A 17,556-nucleotide genomic window follows, 5' to 3' on the forward strand; every position below is an offset into this window, starting at 1 on the left:
GTGGACGTGAGCGTGTTCGGGGAGTGGACGACAGCCGAGGGCCTGCCCGCGTTCGAGTACCGGGCAGGCCCTCAGCCGTGGGATCCGATCATCGACCCGCCGTCGACCCGGCACGTGGTGCACGTCGGCAATCGCCGGATCACCCTGGCGGCGGGCAGCGACGGCCTGGTCGGCGTGTGGGACGAGCACGTCGACTGCCGCTGGCTCGCCGAACGGACCGGCGGGTTCAGCGCGGCGACGACGACGGTGTTCGGTCCGACGTTCTTCCGTCAGCCGGCCGGGAACGTCGAGCGCACGGTCCTGTGCCCGGAAGGGGAGGCGCCGTGGCTGCTGATCAGGATCGAGGTGGTGAACCGGGGCCCGGAGGTGCTGCGGCAGGTCCTGACCGAGGAATGGGCGGTGCGGCCGCGTCTCGTCGACCTGGAGTTCGGCCCTTCGCGCAACGAAACTCCGGCGGACGTATCGGTCATCGCCCTGGAGGAGTGCGGTGGCGAACGCGCCGAGACCACGACCGGGCTGTTGACGATCACGGTCCCGATCGAGCTGTCACCGGGCGCGCGAACAACCGTGTGGTTCCGGTTCGGCCTCCTCGACGGACCGGTGGATCCCGAGGCGGTGTACGCCGAAAGCCTTGCCGGACTGCGGAAGCGGCTCCCCGAAGGCTCGGACGAGATCCGCTGGCACGCGGCCCTGCTCACCGGCGGCGCGTGCGTCGACGGCGTGCTCGGCGGACACACCCTGAACCAGGGCTCGGCCTATGCGTTCCGGCACGGTTTCAACGGCGCCGCAAGGGATCCGCTGCAGCACGCTCTCCCGCTCGTGCACCTCGAACCGGACCTCGCCCTGTCGGTCCTGCGCAACACCTGCGCCTGGGGCAGCCCGGACGGCGACCTCCCGTACGCGCTCGACGGCCGCAAGCAACCGTGGACCCAGCTGTTCCGCCCGTCCGACCAGAACCTCTGGGCGCTGTGGCTGGCCGCCGAGTACGCCCACGTCACCGACGACCTGGCCGCGTTCCGCGAACCGGTGCCGTACCACCCGAGCCACCACGCCGAGCCGGTGACGCTCGCCGAGAACCTCAGGCGCCAGTTCCGGTTCTTCGTCGACGAGGTGGGCGTGGGAGAGCACGGGCACGTCCGGATCCTCAACGCCGACTGGAACGACCTCGCCATCACCGAGTCCGGCGTGGACCGCGAGCTGATGATCGAACGCGGCGAGTCCGTGCTGAACTCGGCGATGGCCGCCTGGGTGCTCCCGGTCTACGCGCGCCTCGCGGAACGGCTCGGTGATCACGCCACTGCGGCCGAGGCACGGCACCGTGCCGATGATCTCCGCGAGAGAGTCGCGAGTGAGTGGAACGGCCGTTGGTTCAGAAGAGCTCACGCACCTGGGAAAGGCCCGATCGGTGAGCACGACCTGTGGCTGGAGGTGCAGCCGTGGGCGATCCTCTGCGGCGCGGCCACACCGGACCAGGCACGCGCGTTGCTCAAGACGATCGACGAGAAGTGCCGGACGGGTTCACCGCTCGGCGCGCGGCACCGCTGGCCGTTCAGCACGCCCAGCCAAATCTGGTTCTCCGTGAACGCGACCCTGATCTGGGCCGCCGCGAAGTACGACCCGGACCTGGCGTGGGATGAGTTCAGGCGCATGACCCTGCACGCACACACCACCGCTTACCCCGGCACGTGGATGGGCACGCTGTCCGGACCCGACTGCTACCTCGGACCGGAGAGCGACCGGCCGGGCGAGACCTGGGCGCTGCCGGACTCCGGGGTGGCGATGCAGGCGTATCCCGTCGCCAACCTGCACAGCCACTCGCAGCCGTTGCTCGCCCACCTGAGGCTGCACGGCGTGGAACCTCAGCCGCGCAGGTAGCGGGTGACCATGTCCACGAGCTCGTTCTCGAACGTCTCCACCGAGATGTCGCGCGGGAAGGCCAGCAACCGGTGGGTGTTCAGCTCCACCGTGAACACGACGAGCTCGGCCGCGGTGTCGAGATCGCGCACGTGCACGTCGGGGTGACGGGCGAACACGGCGCGGACCTCGGCGACGCGGTGCTCGCCATGCCGGGCGAGGGTGTCGCGCACCTCCTGCGAGAACTGCCCCTCCTCGATCATGATCCGGAGGAGCTGCGGGTCGTCGCGGTGGTTGTCGATCGCGTCGCGGACCAGGGTGCGCACCGCCGCCTCGAGCGTTCCCGGCGAGAGGTCGACCTGGCCTGCCTGAGTCCACGCACCGCGGTCGATGTGGCGCACCAGCAGCTCGGCGAGGATCGCGTCCTTGTTCGGGAAGTACTGGTACAGCGAGCCGATCGAGACGCGAGCCTGTTCGGCGATGCGGTTGGTGGTGCCCGCCGCGTACCCGTGCTCGGCGAAAACGTGAGCAGCCGCGGTCAGGATGCGGTCGCGGGTGAGCTCCGCGCGGATCTGCCGGGGCTTGCGACGTGGGTCGAGATGACGGTGGGCCGACGGCATGGAGGTCCTTCCAAAAGCGAGTACCCGGGAAGTGAGCAAAAGCTCATAATAGTGCTATGACCAGCGTAAATGCGACCCATCAACTCGTCACGGCAGAGGAGGTCGAGGCTGTCGTCGGGCGGCCGGCGGCGCTGATCGTGAAGAAGCAGGTCGGCGCGCTCGACGACGGCTGCGTGGCCGTGCTCGCGGGCAGCCCCGTCGCGGGCTTCGGCCACCGGGACGCGGACGGGACGAGCCGGACGACGTTCGTCGGTGGCAGGCCGGGTTTCGCGCGGGTGCACTCGCCGTCCCGGATCTCGTTCGAGCTGGGCGAGTCCGCCGAAGGACCGGCCTCGCTGGTCTTCCTCCTGCCGGGAGTCGGGGAGACGTTGCGGGTCAACGGTTCCGCCTCGACGCGGCGCAACGGCGAGGTGGTCCTCGACGTCGAGCAGGTGTACGTGCACTGCGCCCAGGCTGTTCTGCGTTCCGGGTTGTGGCAACCGCCTGTGCCGGCTGAGGTCGGCACGGAGAGCGGCGCGGAGGTCGGCGACGGCCCGCTCGCCCAGCCCGGTGTGGCGGACTTCCTGGCGGCCGCGCCGTTCCTCGTCCTGTCCACCTGGGACTCACAGGGCGGCAGCGACACCAGCCCGCGTGGGGAGGGAGGTGCGGTCGCGCGAATCCTCGACGGCCGCACCGTCGTGATCGCGGACCGCAAGGGCAACAAACGCGCCGACACGCTCCACAACCTGCTGCAGGACGACCGGTTCTCGTTCGCCGCGCTCGTGCCGGGACGCACCGGCGTGCTGCACGTCCGCGGCAGAGCTGCGATCACCGTGGACCCCGCCGTGCTGGAACCGCTGGCGTTGCGCGGGACCCCGCCGCACGCCGCGTTGCTCGCCCACGTCGAGGCCGCGGAGCTCACCGCGAGCGACGCGGTGGCACGGGCCCGGTTGTGGACGCCGGCCGCGCACGTGAACCGCGCCGAGGTGCCCGACCTCATGGCCCTGGGCAGCCGGCACCTCGCCGCGAACACGGCGGGATCCGGCTTCCTGCTGCGGCTCGCGAGGCTGGTGCCGGTCAGGGCGCTGCGGGCGTTGATCAACCTGGTCTACCGCTCCGAGCTGCGGGGCGAGGGGTACGAGGTCGCCGCGCTGACCTCGACGGGCGCAATGGCGCCCGCCGACCCGTTGCGGGAAGTGCAGGTCGTCGAGATGCGCAGGGAGACACCGAGCGCCGTCACGCTCGTGCTGGAGGACGGCCGGCCCTTCGACTTCCGGCCGGGCCAGTTCTTCACGCTGGTCGCCGGTCAGGTGCGCAGGCCCTACTCGGCGTCGTCGGCGCCCGGCTCGCCGCGCCTGGAAGTCACGGTCAAACACGTCGAAGGAGGCTTGTTCTCCGACCACGTCCGGCAGAACCTGGCGGTGGGGGACCGGTTGCTCGTGCGCGGCCCGTCCGGTTCCTTCCACCTCACCGCGGATCACGACGTGGTGCTGGTCGCGGCAGGTAGCGGCGTGACGCCGATGATGAGCATCATCCGCACCCTGCTCGCCGAACCGTCCGGAAGCCGGATCGCCCTGCTCTACAGCAACCGGACCGAAGAGGAGACGATCTTCGCGGACGAGCTGGCGAGGCTCGCGGACCTGCACCCCGGCCGGTTCTCCGTCACGCACGTGGTGACCTCCCGCGACGGCCGGCTCGACGTCCCGCGCGTCCGGCGGTGGGTCACGGCGCTCGCACCGTCCGCCGGGGCGCACTTCTACCTCTGCGGCCCGGAACCTCTCATGGCCGCCGTGCGGGAGGCACTGGACGTTCCGGAAGACCGCGTGCACGTCGAGCGGTACACCAGCGGGCCGGCCGCGGTGGCCGCCTCCACGTCGCCGCAGCGGATGGTGATCGACGGCGTCGGCAGCGCGGTGGTGGAGGCCGGCCAGACACTGCTCGACGCCGGGCTCGCGGCCGGTCTGCCGCTGCCCTACTCCTGCACGGTGGGCAGCTGCGGCGAGTGCGTGATGAAGCTCCGCGCGGGAAAGGTCTCCCAGCAGGAGCCGAACTGCCTGACACCGCGGCAGCGAGCCGAAGGCCGGATCCTGACCTGCACCAGTTCGCCGCTGACCGACGTCACCCTGGCCGACGGAGCGGCACCGCGCTGAAGATCACCACCGACCCGACGATGGACTCTTCGCCCCGGCACCTGCCGCGGGCTACCGTGGCGTGGGACGAGGCGGAAGGTGGACGACGTGCTGACGACCACGCCGGTCGCGGTGCCGCGAACGGCAGACCCGCGGGTCAGGCGGCTCGCCGCCCGGCTCGTGCGGGAACACGACGGGGTGCCGCCGAGCCTGGTGCGTGAATGGATCGAACACGCCCGTTCCCGCTTCTCCGCCGCTCCGGTGCAGGACTTCGTGCCGCTGCTGGTGGAACGCGCGGTGCGGGCCGAGGCGCTGCGCTACACGTCCGATGTGCCGGAGATGTCCGGAACATGGCTCTCCGACTGGGCCCGGAACACCGCACGCCGCCTGCTCTCGGCAGAGCTGCCCCGCCGCTGGGCCCACACCGCAGGCGTCGCCCGCCGCGCCGGACAGGTGGCGCGCGTGTTGCCCGTCGAACAACGGGACGTGCTGGTCGCGGCGGCCTGGGTGCACGACATCGGGTACGCCTCGTTGCTGGTCGACACCGGCCTGCACTCGCTCGACGGCGCCCGGTTCCTGCAGCGGGCCGGCATGTCCGACCGCATCTGCGGGCTGGTGGCGCACCACTCCGGTGCGTCCGCCGTGGCCGCGCTGACCGGTCTGGCCGGCGACCTGGCCTCGTTCGACGACGAACGCGGCCGGCTCCGCGACGCCCTCTGGTACGCCGACATGACGACCAGCCCCGACGGCCACCCGATCACTGTGCAGGAGCGGATCGCCGAGATCCGCGGCCGGCGCGGCCCGGACGACCCGGTGGTGCGCGCGCTCGCGATCAACCTCGACGACCGGCTGGCCTCGGTCCGCCGCATCCACCGGTTGTTGCGCCGCACCTGCAGCGGCTGACGCTGCCGGAAAGATAAAGACTGTTTCTCCGGAAATTCCGCGACTAGCGTCCGCCGGCGTGAACGGTGAAGTGATCATCCTGACCGGCCCGCCCGCGGCGGGGAAGACGACGGTGGCCGCGTTGCTCGCCACCGGTGCCGACGTTCCGACCGTCAACCTCACGACCGACCAGTTCTACCGCTCCATCAGCACCGGGTTCGTGCTGCCGTTCCTGCCCGAGGCCCAACGGCAGAACGAGGTCGTCATCGACGCGATCGTCTCCACTGTTCGCACTTTCGCGCGCGGCGGTTACGACGTGGTGGTGGACGGCATCATCGGCCCGTGGTTCCTGCCGCCGTTCCGCGCGCTCGTGGGTGAGCTGACGGTGTCCTATGTGGTGCTCAGGCCGAACCTCGACGTCACGTTGTCGCGCGCCCGGGAACGTGTGGGCGACGAGCTGAAGAACGTGGACGCGATCACCGGCCTGCACGGCGCGTTCGCCCAGCTCGGGGAGTTCGAAGGTCATGCGGTCGACACCGGCGGCCTGGACGCGGAGCAGACGGCGGCCGAGGTCCGCCGCGTGCTGGCCGCCGGTGCCCACCGGCTAAAGGGGTGACCGGCCCAGGGGCAACCGGCGGAGCGCGGGCTTGAGGACCTTCCCGGACCCCGTGCGCGGCAGCTCGTCCACCACCTCGACGTGCACGGGGATCTTGTACTTCGCCAGGCGCGGCAGCAGGAACTCCCGCAACGCCGAAGCGTCCACCACAGCGCCATCTCGTGGCCGGATGAACGCCCGCCCGACCTCGCCCCACCGTGCGTCGGGCACACCGACGACGGCCGCCTCGGCGACGTCCGGGTGGTCGGAGAGCGCGTTCTCGACCTCGGCCGGGTACACGTTCTCGCCGCCGGAGATGAACATGTCCTTGAGCCGGTCGACGACGTGGAGGTGGCCGTCGTCGAGCCGCCCGATGTCGCCGGTGCGGAACCAGCCGTCCTCGGTGAACGCGGCCGCGGTGGCGACCGGGTCGTTCCAGTAGCCGGGGGTGACGTTGGGGCCCTGCACCTCGATCTCGCCGGTGTCCGCCAGCCGCAGGTCGCCGAAGAACACCGGCGGACCGGCCGAACCCGCCTTGCGCACGGTGTCCGCCGCCTCCAGGAACGTGGCGCCGGGCGCGGTCTCGGTGAGGCCGTATCCCTGGCAGAACACCAGGTCCCGTTCCTGGTAGGCGTGGATCACCGCGTCCGGTACCGACGCTCCTCCGCACACCAGCACCCGCAACGACGACAGGTCGGATGCCGCCCAACGAGGTGACGCGGCGAGGTCGGCGTACATCGTGGCCACCCCGAACATCCAGGTCACGCCGTAGCCCTGGACCACGTCGAGGCACTCGTCGACGTTCCAGCGCGGGACGATCACGCTGTGCCCGCCCTTGATGAACGTGGGCAGCAGGGTCTGGGTGAGCGCGGCGACGTGGAAGAGCGGGGCGGCGACCAGCGCGACGTCGTCGGTGGCGACGTCGATGCCGATCATCAGGTTGAACGTGTTCCACAGCAGGTTGGCGTGGGTGAGCACGGCGCCCTTGGGCCTGCCGGTGGTGCCCGAGGTGTAGAGGATCAGGGCGGGCTCGTCGATGGCGACCGGGACGTCGAGCACCTCGTCCGAGCCCGCGGAGAGCCATTCCTCGTAGTCGTCGAGCGAGATGGCACGTGCGTGCGACGCGTGGTGCGACGGCGCGTGGATCAGCACGCGCGCGCCGCTGTCGGCCAGCTGGTAGGTGATCTCGGCGGGGGAGAGGCGGAAGTTCAGCGGGACGAAGATCGCGCCGAGCTGGTGGGTGGCGAACATGGTCTCGGCGAACGACGGGTGGTTCTGGCCGAGGTACGCGACGCGATCACCTTGGCGCACACCGAGTTCCCGCAGCTGGTGCGCCAGTTTCGTGGTGCGGGCGAAGAGTTCTCCGTACGTCGTGGAAATTCCGTTGTACGTGAACGCCTCACGCTTCGGCGCCATGCGCGCGCGGCGGTGTGGCCAGCTGCCCAGTCCCGCGTTCCGCATTCCCGTCTCCTGTCAGGCTGGTGTGGCTGGTCTCGCTGAGTGCGACCGTGCAGACGACCGTGAGCACGCAGAAGGCCGCGAGGATGACCGGGATCGCTCCGGTCCCGGCCGCGCTCTGCACCTGGGCGAAGAGCAGCGGGGCGAGGCCCGCGCCGAGTCCCGCGAGCTGGTAGCCGAGCGAGGCGCCGGTGTAGCGGCTGCCGGTGCTGAACAGCTCGCTGTAGAGCGCGGCGAGCGGCCCGTACATCATCGGGTGGATCACGGCCTGACCCAGGATCAGTGCGATGACCACGAACCCGTTGTCCACCAACGGGAACAGCGCGAACCCGAACGCCGCCATGAGCACGGCGCCGGCGAGCACGACGGGCCTGCGGCCGAACCGGTCGGACGCCGCCGACCAGCCGATGATGCCGATCACCGCGAGCGCGGACGAGAGCGTCAGCGCGTTGAGGATCGACTGCCTGCTGTTGCCCGCCTGGACGCCGTACGCGAGCACGAACGTCGTCAGCGTGGACTGGGCGACGAACGCCGAGAGCCCGACGCCGATGCTGAGCAGCAGCGTGCGCGGGTGGTTGCGCAGGACGTCCACGAGCGGTGTCGACGTGCGCTTCCGCTCTGCCTGGAACACAGGCGTTTCTTGTACCTTCATCCGCACGAACAGGCCGATCCCGAGCAGCACCAGGCTGAGCAGGAACGGAACTCGCCAGCCCCAGTCGAGGAAAGCTTTCTCACCCACGAAAGCCGCCGTTCCGGTGAGGGCGGCGGTCGACAGCACCATGCCGCACGGCGCGCCCGCGTTGGTGAAGCTCGCCCACAGCCCGCGTCGCGAGCTGGCGTGCTCGGCGGACATCAGCACCGCGCCGCCCCACTCGCCGCCGACCGAGATGCCCTGGACGACGCGCAGCAGGACGAGCCCGGCCGGGGCGAGCCAGCCGACCTGGCCGTAGGTCGGCAGGAGCCCGATCAGGAAGCTCGCCACACCCATCAGGCTCATGGTGAGCACGAGCATCTTCTTGCGTCCCAGCAGATCGCCGTAGTGTCCGAAGAGGACACCGCCGAGCGGCCGGGCGAGGTAACCGGTCGCGAACGTGCCGAAGCTCGCGATCGTGCCCACCAGCGGGTCGAGCGAGGAGAAGAAGACCTTGTTGAACACGACCGCGGACGCCGTGGCGTAGAGCAGGAAGTCGTAGTACTCGATCACGCTGCCGAGGAAGCTGGACGCGACGGCACGGCGTAACTGCGTTGTTGTCGCCATGACTGCACCTCACGCATAGTGGCGGTAGACCGCGCGTGCGACGCACGCGGGCTTCTCGGAACCTTCGATCTCAACGGTGAAGTCGACGGTGATCTGCACTCCGTTGCCCGCGACGTCGTCGGCCGACGCGACCTGACCCTTGAGGCGGATCTTGGCGCCGACCGGGACAGGGGCCGGGAAGCGGACCTTTTCCAGGCCGTAGTTGATGCTCATGCGCACGCCCGACACGTCCAGCAGTTCGCTCATCAACGGGATGAGCAGCGCGAGCGTCAGGTAGCCGTGGGCGATGGTCGTGCCGAACGGTCCGGCGGCGGCGCGTTCGGGGTCGGTGTGGATCCACTGGTGGTCGTCGGTGGCGTCGGCGAACGTGTCGACGCGGCCCTGGTCGATCTGCAGCCAGTCGGTGTGGCCGAGGTCCTGTCCGGCCAGCGCTTTGAGCTCTTCGAGTCCGTTGACGGCGGTGGTCATGCGTCCTCCTTGACGAGGCCGAGCAGGCGGGCGGCGTTGTGCTTGAGGATCTTCGGGCGGACGTCGTCGGAGATGTCGAGCTTGGCGAAGTCCGCGAGCCAGCGGTCCGGCGTGATCACCGGGTGGTCCGAGCCGAACAGGACCTTGTCCTGCAGCAGGGTGTTCGCGTACCGCACGAGCTGCGGCGGGAAGTACTTCGGCGACCAGCCGGACAGGTCGATGTAGACGAACGGTTTGTGCGTGGCGACCGCGAGAGCCTCGTCCTGCCAAGGGAAGGACGGATGCGCGAGCACGATCTTGAGGTGCGGGAAGTCGACGGCCACGTCGTCGACGAGCATCGGGTTGGAGTGCTTGAGCCTGATGCCACCGCCTCCGGGCACACCGGCGCCGATCCCGGTCTGTCCACTGTGGAACAGCGCGGGCACGCCGAGCTCCTCGATCGCCTCGTACAGCGGGTAGGCCATCCGGTCGTCCGGCGAGAAGTCCTGCAGGCTGGGGTGGAACTTGAACCCGCGCACGCCGTGTTCCTCGACCAGTCTGCGCACCTCTTTGACCGCCGTGCGGCCCTTCCACGGGTCGACGCTCGCGAACGGGATCAGCACGTCGGCGTGTTCGGCGCAGGATGCGGCGATCTCCTCGTTCGAGATGCGCGGGTGGCCGGTGGCGTGCTCCGCGTCGACGGTGAAGATCACCGCGGCCATGTTCCGCTCGCGGTAGATCTGAGCGGTCTCCTCGATCGTCGGCTGCCGATGTGCGGCCTTGAAGTACTTGGCCGACGCCTCGATCAACGCCGGGCTGAGCGAACTGTGGCCGTCGCGGGAGATCTCCGCGTGCGTGTGCACGTCGATGGCGATCAGGTCGTCGATGTTCATGGCGCCACCGGAACCGGAATGCCGTACGTCTCGGGCTCGAAGCTCCACTGCTCGGCGATGTCGGCGGCTGTCCAGCCCCCGTCCGCGAACAGCACCTGCTTCTCGGCCGGGTGCGACCACAGCGCGAGCCGGTCGCCGCCGATGCCGATCGCCTGTCCGGTAACGCCTTTCGCCGCGTCCGAGGCGAGGTAGACGATCAGCTCCGCGACGTCGGAGACCGTGCCGAGGCCCTCGTCCCGGCGCACCCACGCGGGCAGCGGCGTTCCGGTCCGTTCCGACTCCTCGATCAACGGCGCGAACGCCGGGATCGTCCTGGTCATCTCGGTCGCGGCGACCGGCACGACCGCGTTGACGGCGATGCCCGACCGCTGGAGCTCCAGCGCCCACGTCCGGGCCATCGCGGCGATCCCGGCCTTGGCGGCGGCGTAGTTGGTCTGCCCGAAGTTGCCGCGCTGCCCGGCCGGCGACGAGATCAGCACCAGGCTGCCGCCGTCTCCCTGCTCCCGCATGCGGATCGCCGCCGCGCGAGCACACGTGAACGTGCCGCGCAGATGCACGTTGATCACGGCGTCGAAGTCGTCGTCGCTCATCTTCCACAGCACGCGGTCGCGCAGAATTCCGGCGTTCGTGACCAGCACGTCGAGCCGCCCGAACTCCTCGACCGCGGCGTTCACCAGCCGTTGCGCCGTCTCCGTCGACCCGACCGGCGCGATCACCGCCTTGCCGCCGATGCTCGCGGCAACCGCTTCGGCGCTCTCGTCCACGTCGTTCACGACCACGTGCGCCCCGTTGCGCGCCAAGGCTTCCGCGTACGCCCGCCCCAGCCCCCGGCCGGCGCCGGTCACGATCGCGACCTTTCCCGACAGCTCCATCCGACGAGTCCTCTCCGTTGGGGTCCCGATCCAACGTACGGCATATTCATGACGCTCGTCTAGATGTTGCCCAACATGTAGAGTGGACAGCGTGACGCCGCAGTCGTTGATGCTGAACTTCCTGGGCCTGTACGTGCTGGGCCGCGACATCGCGGTCTACTCGGGCAGCGTGATCGACGTCTTCGGCCGCGTGGACGTCTCGGAGGAGGCCGTGCGCTCGACCCTGACCCGGATGACATCGCGGGGCCTGCTCACCAAGCACCGCAACGGCCGCAAGGTCTACTTCGGACTCACCTCGCGCGCGAAGGACGTTCTCCAGGACGGTGAACGCCGCATCTGGCAGCGCGGCGCCGTCAACCGCGACTGGGACGGCACCTGGACCCTGGTCGGCTTCTCCCTGCCGGAGGGCCGCCGCGGCGACCGCCACGACCTGCGCTCACAGCTGCAGTGGGCGGGCTTCGGCCCCGTCCAGAACGGCCTGTGGATCGCCCCCGGCACCCGCGACGTCACCGAGATGGTCGCCGAGCTGGGCCTCACCGAGAACGTCACGGTCTTCACCGCCCAGCACGCCAAGCCGACCGAGGCCGCGGACCTCGCCACCCGCGCGTTCGACACGGCCGCGATCGCCGCGCGCTACCAGGACTTCCTGGCCCGCTGGCGCACCCCGGACGCCTCACTGCCCGACGACCTGGCCCGCCAGTTGCTGCTGCACGCCGACTGGCTCGACCTCGTGCGCCAGGACCCGCACCTGCCGGCCGAGCTGCTCGCCGGCGACTGGCCCGCCATCGAGGCGGAGCAGCTGTTCCAGACGCTCGCGACGCGCTACGTCGAGACCGCCACGCCGCTCGCCGAGGCGGCCATCGAGTCGATCGAGGTCTGAAGCACGGCTGCGCGGCTGCCGTTCATGGCACGTGCAAGCACGTGGCGGGCTTCTGATCAGCTCTGGTGCAGCACGGCCAGCGCGTGCTCGCGAGCGGGCGCGCTGAGCGTCGTGTTCAGCTGCTCGAACAACGCCTCCGCCGTCACGCCGTTCCACCCCGGAGGCAGCAACGACAAGGGCAGCCCCGGATCGCTGTAGGGCAGGCGCCGCCACTGGGTCAGCATCGGCACGTACAGCCCGAAAGCCTGCTTCGGCGTGATGACGCCGATGTCGAGCTCCGGGCGGTGGCGGCGCAGGAAGTCCGCGTACAGGTCGGCCAGCTCGTCGAGGTCCCACCACGACCGGACCTTCGAGCGCAGGTCGCCGAACGCGAAGTGCTGACCGCTGAAGATGTCGACGTACTCGGCCAGGCCGCGGCGTTCCAGGGTGCGGCGGGTCTCGGTGGCGAGGTTGCCCGGCGCGACCCACACACCGGGCGCGGTGGTGCCGAAGCCGAGCTGGGTCAGGCTGGTGCGCAACGCGTGGCGCTTCTCGCGTTCGGACTCGGGCACCGAGAACACGACCACGAGCCAGCCGTCCTCGGTGGTCGCGCGGCGGCGTTCGAAGATCCGCGCGTCACCCTCGGCGAGCATCTCCAGGGTCGGCTCGGAGAGCGCGTACCCGGCGGCGCCCTCGCGGCGGTCGCTGATCACGACGCCACGGCGTTTGAGGCGGGAGATCGAGGACCGCACGGCCTGACCCTCCACCCCGAGGTCCGCCATGAGCTGCACGACGGACGCGACCGAGAGCCAGTTGTCCTCGCCACGCGCGTAGAGGCCGAAGAGCGTGACGATCAGCGGACCGAGACGATCACGTCCGGCAACGGCTGGTTCGGTGGTCAGCGCGACGTTCAGCGCCCTCTCCTTTCAGCTCAGATCCGTGAGGGTGACAGTGTTGCGCAGCTCCCCGAGCCCGCTGACACGCGTCACCACCACGTCGCCGTCGTCCAGGAAGAGCTGCGGCTCACGGGCGCTGCCGATGCCGCTCGGCGTGCCGGTGAGGATCACGTCCCCGGCGCGCAACGTCATGCCGTGGCTCAGTTCCGCGATGATCCGGGCGAACGAGAACGCCATCTGCGAGCTGGACGCGTTCTGCAGCAGCACGCCGTTGACCTCGCACTGCACCTGCAGGTCCGCGAGATCGAGCTCGTCCGGGGTGGTGATCCACGGGCCGAGCGGCATGGTGGCGTCGAGGCTCTTGCCCTTCAGCCACTGGCCTCCGTGCGCGCGTTGGAGATCGCGCTGCGAGACGTCGTTGGCGACGAGGAAGCCGAAGACGTGGTCCAGCGCCTTCTCCTCGGGGATCGACCGGCCGTCACGTCCGATGACCATGGCGATCTCCGCCTCGTAGTCCCACTTCCGCGAGATCTCCGGGTCGTACGCGATGTCGTCGGACGGGCCGATCACCGTGTCCGGGCCCTTGGTGAAGAAGGTCGGGCGTTCCGGCATCTCGGCGGGACCTTGTCCGGACCGTTTCCCGGCCGACTCCAGGAAGTGGTCCAGGTAGTTCCAGCCGGTGCACAGGATGTCGCGGTTGAACCGGTGCACCGGCGACTCCAGCCGCACCTCGGCCAACGGCAGCACCTCGCCACGGGCACCGATCGGGCCACCCCGGACGATGTCGTCGACCGTCGTGGCCAGGAGAGCGATCTCCGCACCGTCCACCACGCCGGCCTGGCGGACACCGTTGATGGTCACCGCAGCCAATTTCACTATTGCGCTCCCATTTCGCTGATCATGAAAACGCTACTTCTGAATCGGCGCGACCAGCCGGTCTTCGGGGATCACGGCGACGCCGAGGATCTCGATCATGGCCTCGGGCTGCCACAGCGCGGTGCAGCCGATGCCCGCCATCGCCGGGTAGACGGGGCCGGCGAGCTCGCGCCACACCTTGCCGATCTCCCGGCCGTGCGCCTGGTAGTCCGGGATGTCGGTGAGGTAGATCGTGATGCTGACCAGGTCTTCCGGCACGCCACCGGCCTCGCGCAACGTCGTCAGCACATTGCTGAACGACTGGCGGAACTGCTCGACGATGCCGCCGGGGACGATCTTCATCTCGGCGTCCGTCGCGGTCTGCCCGCCGAGGTGGAGCGTGGTGCCCACCAGGGTGCCGTGGGAGTAGCCGCTGGGTGCCGGGAGGCCGGCCGGGTTCACTGCGACAGGGCTCATGAGTATTGACACTATCTGACGGTCGTGAAGAATACGAGATATGGAGCCCGACTTGAGCAAGTACCAGCTCGAAGGCGACAACTCGATGTACCGGCTGCCCAGCGGCCTGGTCGCCCCGGTGGTGACGCGCGGCGGCAGGGAGAACCCGGACACCGCCGACTCCGGCGGCGCGATCCGCGTCTCCGGCGTGAGCATCCAGCACACCCCGGCCACGAAGCTGTGGTTCGGCAAGGTCACGAACGAGCCCGGCTACCGCTCGGTCACCCACCACCACGGCGAGGCCGAGACCGGCGGATACGTGCTGTCCGGGCGGGCGCGGATCTACTTCGGCGAGAAGTTCGAGGACTACGTCGACATGGAGGAGGGTGACTGGGTGTTCGTGCCGCCGTTCATGCCGCACATCGAGTGCAACCTCGACCGCAACAAGCCGCTGACGTGGATGACGACGCGCACGCCGGAGAACATCGTGGTGAACCTGCAGGACGTCCCGGACGAGGACCTGCGCGACTGGCTCACGCGATGACGCCGGAGATGACTTCTGGGATCTTCACGGACGCGATCACGCTGGAGAAGGCGGATCCGGAGCACTTCGACCTGGCGTTCACGGCGGTCACGCAGCCCTGCCCGTGGCCCAAGGCGTACGGGGGAGACCTCGTCGCGGCTGCCGCGGCTGCCGCCATGCGGTCGGTGACCGACGGCAAGACACTGCACTCGATGCACAGCTACTTCCTGCGCCCGGCCGACATCGGTGCAGCCGTGCGCTACGAGGTGGAGTTGCTGCGCGACGGCCGGGGCTACAGCACCCGGCAGGTCCGCGGCTACCAGAACGGGAAACCGCTCTACGTCTGCCTGGCGAACTTCGCCGCTGGCGAGCCGGGCGGGAGTTTCCAGGCCGAGTTCGTGGACGGCCTGCCTGATCCCGAAGCGCTGCCCAGTTCGGCGGAGTACCTCGCCGAACGCAGTGGCGGCACGATGACGGAGGAGTCGAAGGCCTACTGGTCCGGTGGCCGCAGCTTCGACATGCGGCACGTGCCCGGCCCCGTCTACCTCGACGTCGAGGGCGATCGCGTGCCACACCAGGCGGTGTGGCTCAAGCCCTTCGACCCGCTCCGCCCCGTCGAAGGGCTGACCGATGCTCAGCGTGACCTCGCCGCGTTGGCGTACATGTGCGACTACACGATCCTCGAGCCGATCCTGCGGGTGCTCGACCTGCCGTGGGCGCGGCCCGGACTGGTGACGGCGAGCCTCGACCACTCCATGTGGTTCCACCGCGCCGCACCGGTCGACGACTGGCTGCTGTACGTGCAGGAGGCGGTCGCCGCGGATTCGGGACGTGGCCTGGGTTCCGGCCGCTTCTTCACCCGCGGTCACCAGCACCTCGCCACCGTTGCCCAGGAGGGCATGATCCGCGCCGCTTGACCCCGCCGCCGGAAGGACTCACCATGCCGGATCCTTCGTCACCCCCAGTTTCCTCCGCCCACGCGGACACCTTCGCGCGTGACCACCTTCCGCCCGAGGACTTGTGGCCGACGATCGAGTTCACGACGCCCGAGCTGAGCTACCCCTTCCGCCTCAACGCCGCCACCGAGCTGGTCGACGTCCCGGCGGCCACTTTCGGACCTGACCGTCCCGCGCTGCGCACTCCGACCGGCGAGGTCTGGTCCTACGGCGACCTCCGGACCCGTTCCAACCAGGTGGCGCAGGTGCTGGTCGACCTCGGTCTCGTGCCAGGGCAACGGGTTCTGCTGCGCTCGCCCAACAACCCGTGGACCGTCGCCGCGTGGCTCGGCGTGCTCAAAGCCGGCGGTGTCGCGGTGACCACCATGGCCGCGCTGCGCACCCGTGAGCTCATGCCGATCGTGGAGCGGACCCGGCCATCGATCGCGTTGGTGGACAACAGGTTCGTCGAGGACGCTCAAGCCCTGCCGCTGAAGGTCGTGACATACGACGATCTTGCGGCGAGCGCTCAGCAGAAGCCGGGCGAGTTCACCGCGGTGGACACCGCAGCCGACGACGTGGCACTGCTGGCGCCGACGTCCGGCAGCACCGGCACGCCCAAGATCACCGTGCACTTCCACCGCGACATCCTGTCCATCGACAACACCTTCGGCCGGCACGTCCTGCGCCTCAACCCCGACGACCTCGTGGCGTGCACGGCGCCGTTCGCGTTCACGTTCGGCCTGGGCATGCTCGTGGTCTTCCCGTTGCGGGCTGGAGCATGTGCTCTGCTCACCGAGGCCGCCACGCCCGCGCAGGTCGCGGATCTCGTTGAACAGCACGGAGTTACTGTGCTCGCAACAGCACCCACGGCGTACAAGGCGATCCTGCGAGACGGCCTGGACGGGAAACTCAGCGGCCTCAGGACCGCCGTGTCGGCCGGCGAGCACATCCCGCGGGAGACCTGGCAGCGGCTGCGCGACCGGCTGGGGTTGCGGGTGATCGACGGCATCGGAGCCACGGAGTTGTTGCACATCTTCATCTCCGCCGCCGGCGACGACACCCGGCCAGGCTCGACCGGCAAGCCCGTACCCGGTTACCGCGCCACCGTGCTGGGCGTCGACGGCGAGGAGCTCGGCCCGGGCGAACCGGGGCGGCTCGGCGTGATCGGCCCGGTCGGCTGCCGCTACCTCGACGACGCGCGCCAGAAGGACTACGTGGTGAGCGGCTGGAACGTTACCGGAGACGTCTTCCACCGCGACGAGGACGGCTACTTCCACTACCACGCCCGCAGCGACCACATGATCGTCTCCTCCGGCTACAACATCGGCGGGCCCGAGGTCGAGGAAGCGATCGACACCCACCCGGACGTGCTGGAGTCGGCCGTCGTCGCCAAGCCCGACGAGGAACGCGGTTCGGTCGTGTGCGCGTTCGTGGTGCTGCGCGAGGGCGTCGCCGGGGATGACGCGAAGGCGCGCGAAATCCAGGACCACGTGAAGCAGACGATCGCCCCGTACAAGTACCCGCGCGACGTGCGGTTCCGCACCTCGTTGCCGCGCAACGCGAGCGGCAAGCTGCAGCGGTTCGCGCTCCGCAAGATCGTCGAGGACGAGGTGTCCGCGTGAAGATCGCAATCGTCGGCGGCGGGCCCGGTGGGCTGTACCTCGCCGCCCTGATGAAGCAGCTCGACCCGGCGCACGACATCACCATCTGGGAACGCGACGCCGCGGACGTCACGTTCGGGTTCGGCGTGGTGTTCTCCGACGAGACGCTCGGCGGCATCGAGAACGCCGACCCGGAGTTCGCGGACACGATGGCGCGCCGGTTCGCCCGGTGGACCGACATCGACATCCACTACCGGGGGGAGAGCCACACCGTTGGCGGACAAGGGTTCGCCGCGATGAGCCGCAAGGAGCTGCTCGGCCTGTTGCAGCAGCGGTGCCTCGATCTCGGCGTGGTGGTGCACTTCTCGACGCCCGCACCCGCTGCCGAGCTCCTGCGCGGCTCCTACGATCTGGTGGTGGGCGCGGACGGCGTCAACTCGC

Annotated in this window: 18 protein-coding genes; 9 read left to right on the plus strand and 9 right to left on the minus strand. The window is 69.7% G+C overall.

The genetic code is table 11. The annotated features are described in order from the left end of the window. Positions 1-6 precede the first annotated feature (6 nt). Positions 7-1,875, plus strand: a complete 1,869-nt coding sequence (locus tag ABZX92_RS19880) for a hypothetical protein (protein WP_355561148.1) — start codon at positions 7-9, stop codon at positions 1,873-1,875. Here ABZX92_RS19880 and ABZX92_RS19885 read toward each other — a convergent pair. Next, entirely contained in the window at positions 1,860-2,474 is a 615-nt protein-coding gene (locus tag ABZX92_RS19885; RefSeq protein ID WP_355561151.1) for a TetR/AcrR family transcriptional regulator, read from the minus strand. The genes ABZX92_RS19880 and ABZX92_RS19885 overlap by 16 nt on opposite strands. A gap of 56 nt (positions 2,475-2,530) precedes the next feature. Here ABZX92_RS19885 and ABZX92_RS19890 point away from each other — a divergent pair, with 56 nt between their 5' ends. From ABZX92_RS19890 to ABZX92_RS19900, 3 genes are all read left to right on the plus strand, one after another. After that, positions 2,531-4,603: a 2Fe-2S iron-sulfur cluster-binding protein gene (locus ABZX92_RS19890; protein WP_355561154.1), complete on the plus strand. Its 2,073-nt coding sequence runs from the start codon at positions 2,531-2,533 to the stop codon at positions 4,601-4,603. Between the two features lie 78 nt (positions 4,604-4,681). Then, a complete protein-coding gene (locus ABZX92_RS19895) occupies positions 4,682-5,485 on the plus strand; it encodes an HD domain-containing protein (protein WP_355561157.1) in 804 nt (267 codons plus the stop codon). A gap of 58 nt (positions 5,486-5,543) precedes the next feature. Beyond that, positions 5,544-6,080 carry an AAA family ATPase gene (locus ABZX92_RS19900; RefSeq protein WP_355561159.1) on the plus strand — a complete coding sequence of 179 codons (537 nt, stop codon included), beginning with the start codon at positions 5,544-5,546 and terminating at the stop codon, positions 6,078-6,080. Here the strand turns inward: ABZX92_RS19900 and ABZX92_RS19905 are convergent. From ABZX92_RS19905 to ABZX92_RS19925, 5 genes are read right to left on the minus strand one after another with little or no spacing between them, the layout of a single operon-like run. After that, entirely contained in the window at positions 6,069-7,520 is a 1,452-nt protein-coding gene (locus ABZX92_RS19905) for a long-chain fatty acid--CoA ligase (RefSeq protein ID WP_355561161.1), read from the minus strand. The two genes, ABZX92_RS19900 and ABZX92_RS19905, sit on opposite strands and share 12 nt — an antisense overlap. Next, positions 7,459-8,775, minus strand: coding sequence for an MFS transporter (locus ABZX92_RS19910; RefSeq protein WP_355561164.1), 1,317 nt, complete (start codon positions 8,773-8,775; stop codon positions 7,459-7,461). The genes ABZX92_RS19905 and ABZX92_RS19910 overlap by 62 nt, the downstream gene beginning before the upstream one ends. 9 nt (positions 8,776-8,784) lie before the next feature. Further along, on the minus strand, positions 8,785-9,243 hold the full coding sequence (locus ABZX92_RS19915) for a MaoC family dehydratase (protein WP_355561167.1): 459 nt from the start codon (positions 9,241-9,243) through the stop codon (positions 8,785-8,787). Then, positions 9,240-10,115, minus strand: a complete 876-nt coding sequence (locus tag ABZX92_RS19920; protein ID WP_355561170.1) for an amidohydrolase family protein — start codon at positions 10,113-10,115, stop codon at positions 9,240-9,242. Before ABZX92_RS19920 ends, ABZX92_RS19915 begins: the two co-directional genes overlap by 4 nt. After that, positions 10,112-10,987: an SDR family NAD(P)-dependent oxidoreductase gene (locus tag ABZX92_RS19925; RefSeq protein WP_355561172.1), complete on the minus strand. Its 876-nt coding sequence runs from the start codon at positions 10,985-10,987 to the stop codon at positions 10,112-10,114. The genes ABZX92_RS19920 and ABZX92_RS19925 overlap by 4 nt, the downstream gene beginning before the upstream one ends. Before the next feature lie 91 nt (positions 10,988-11,078). Between ABZX92_RS19925 and ABZX92_RS19930 the strand changes: the two genes are divergently transcribed. Beyond that, entirely contained in the window at positions 11,079-11,867 is a 789-nt protein-coding gene (locus ABZX92_RS19930) for a PaaX family transcriptional regulator C-terminal domain-containing protein (protein ID WP_355561175.1), read from the plus strand. Between the two features lie 56 nt (positions 11,868-11,923). Here the strand turns inward: ABZX92_RS19930 and ABZX92_RS19935 are convergent, their stop codons facing one another. The 3 genes from ABZX92_RS19935 to ABZX92_RS19945 are packed head-to-tail and all read right to left on the minus strand — an operon-like array spanning position 11,924 to position 14,074. Beyond that, positions 11,924-12,760 carry a PaaX family transcriptional regulator C-terminal domain-containing protein gene (locus tag ABZX92_RS19935; protein ID WP_355561194.1) on the minus strand — a complete coding sequence of 279 codons (837 nt, stop codon included), beginning with the start codon at positions 12,758-12,760 and terminating at the stop codon, positions 11,924-11,926. A 12-nt stretch (positions 12,761-12,772) separates the two neighbouring features. Next, positions 12,773-13,603: a fumarylacetoacetate hydrolase family protein gene (locus tag ABZX92_RS19940; RefSeq protein ID WP_355561178.1), complete on the minus strand. Its 831-nt coding sequence runs from the start codon at positions 13,601-13,603 to the stop codon at positions 12,773-12,775. Between the two features lie 48 nt (positions 13,604-13,651). Then, a complete protein-coding gene (locus tag ABZX92_RS19945; protein WP_355561181.1) occupies positions 13,652-14,074 on the minus strand; it encodes a RidA family protein in 423 nt (140 codons plus the stop codon). Between the two features lie 52 nt (positions 14,075-14,126). Here ABZX92_RS19945 and ABZX92_RS19950 point away from each other — a divergent pair, with 52 nt between their 5' ends. The 4 genes from ABZX92_RS19950 to ABZX92_RS19965 form a co-directional block, all read left to right on the plus strand. Next, positions 14,127-14,597, plus strand: a complete 471-nt coding sequence (locus tag ABZX92_RS19950; protein ID WP_355561184.1) for a cupin domain-containing protein — start codon at positions 14,127-14,129, stop codon at positions 14,595-14,597. 8 nt (positions 14,598-14,605) lie between these two features. Continuing rightward, entirely contained in the window at positions 14,606-15,493 is an 888-nt protein-coding gene (locus tag ABZX92_RS19955; protein ID WP_355561186.1) for an acyl-CoA thioesterase domain-containing protein, read from the plus strand. Between the two features lie 23 nt (positions 15,494-15,516). Next, positions 15,517-17,136, plus strand: coding sequence for an AMP-binding protein (locus ABZX92_RS19960; RefSeq protein ID WP_355561189.1), 1,620 nt, complete (start codon positions 15,517-15,519; stop codon positions 17,134-17,136). Then, on the plus strand, positions 17,133-17,556 hold a 424-nt coding region (locus tag ABZX92_RS19965), incomplete at its 3' end, for a lycopene cyclase family protein (RefSeq protein WP_355561192.1). The genes ABZX92_RS19960 and ABZX92_RS19965, both read left to right, overlap by 4 nt.

Source organism: Lentzea sp. NPDC006480 (assembly GCF_040611995.1).
GTDB lineage: Bacteria > Actinomycetota > Actinomycetes > Mycobacteriales > Pseudonocardiaceae > Lentzea.

Coding starts and splice junctions, on each gene's coding strand:
- ABZX92_RS19885 (WP_355561151.1), bottom strand. CDS start 2,474: ATGCCGTCGGCCCACCGTCATCTCGACCCACGTCGCAAGCCCCGGCAG.
- ABZX92_RS19905 (WP_355561161.1), bottom strand. CDS start 7,520: ATGCGGAACGCGGGACTGGGCAGCTGGCCACACCGCCGCGCGCGCATG.
- ABZX92_RS19945 (WP_355561181.1), bottom strand. CDS start 14,074: ATGAGCCCTGTCGCAGTGAACCCGGCCGGCCTCCCGGCACCCAGCGGC.
- ABZX92_RS19890 (WP_355561154.1), top strand. CDS start 2,531: ATGACCAGCGTAAATGCGACCCATCAACTCGTCACGGCAGAGGAGGTC.
- ABZX92_RS19910 (WP_355561164.1), bottom strand. CDS start 8,775: ATGGCGACAACAACGCAGTTACGCCGTGCCGTCGCGTCCAGCTTCCTC.
- ABZX92_RS19915 (WP_355561167.1), bottom strand. CDS start 9,243: ATGACCACCGCCGTCAACGGACTCGAAGAGCTCAAAGCGCTGGCCGGA.
- ABZX92_RS19955 (WP_355561186.1), top strand. CDS start 14,606: ATGACTTCTGGGATCTTCACGGACGCGATCACGCTGGAGAAGGCGGAT.
- ABZX92_RS19920 (WP_355561170.1), bottom strand. CDS start 10,115: ATGAACATCGACGACCTGATCGCCATCGACGTGCACACGCACGCGGAG.
- ABZX92_RS19925 (WP_355561172.1), bottom strand. CDS start 10,987: ATGGAGCTGTCGGGAAAGGTCGCGATCGTGACCGGCGCCGGCCGGGGG.
- ABZX92_RS19960 (WP_355561189.1), top strand. CDS start 15,517: ATGCCGGATCCTTCGTCACCCCCAGTTTCCTCCGCCCACGCGGACACC.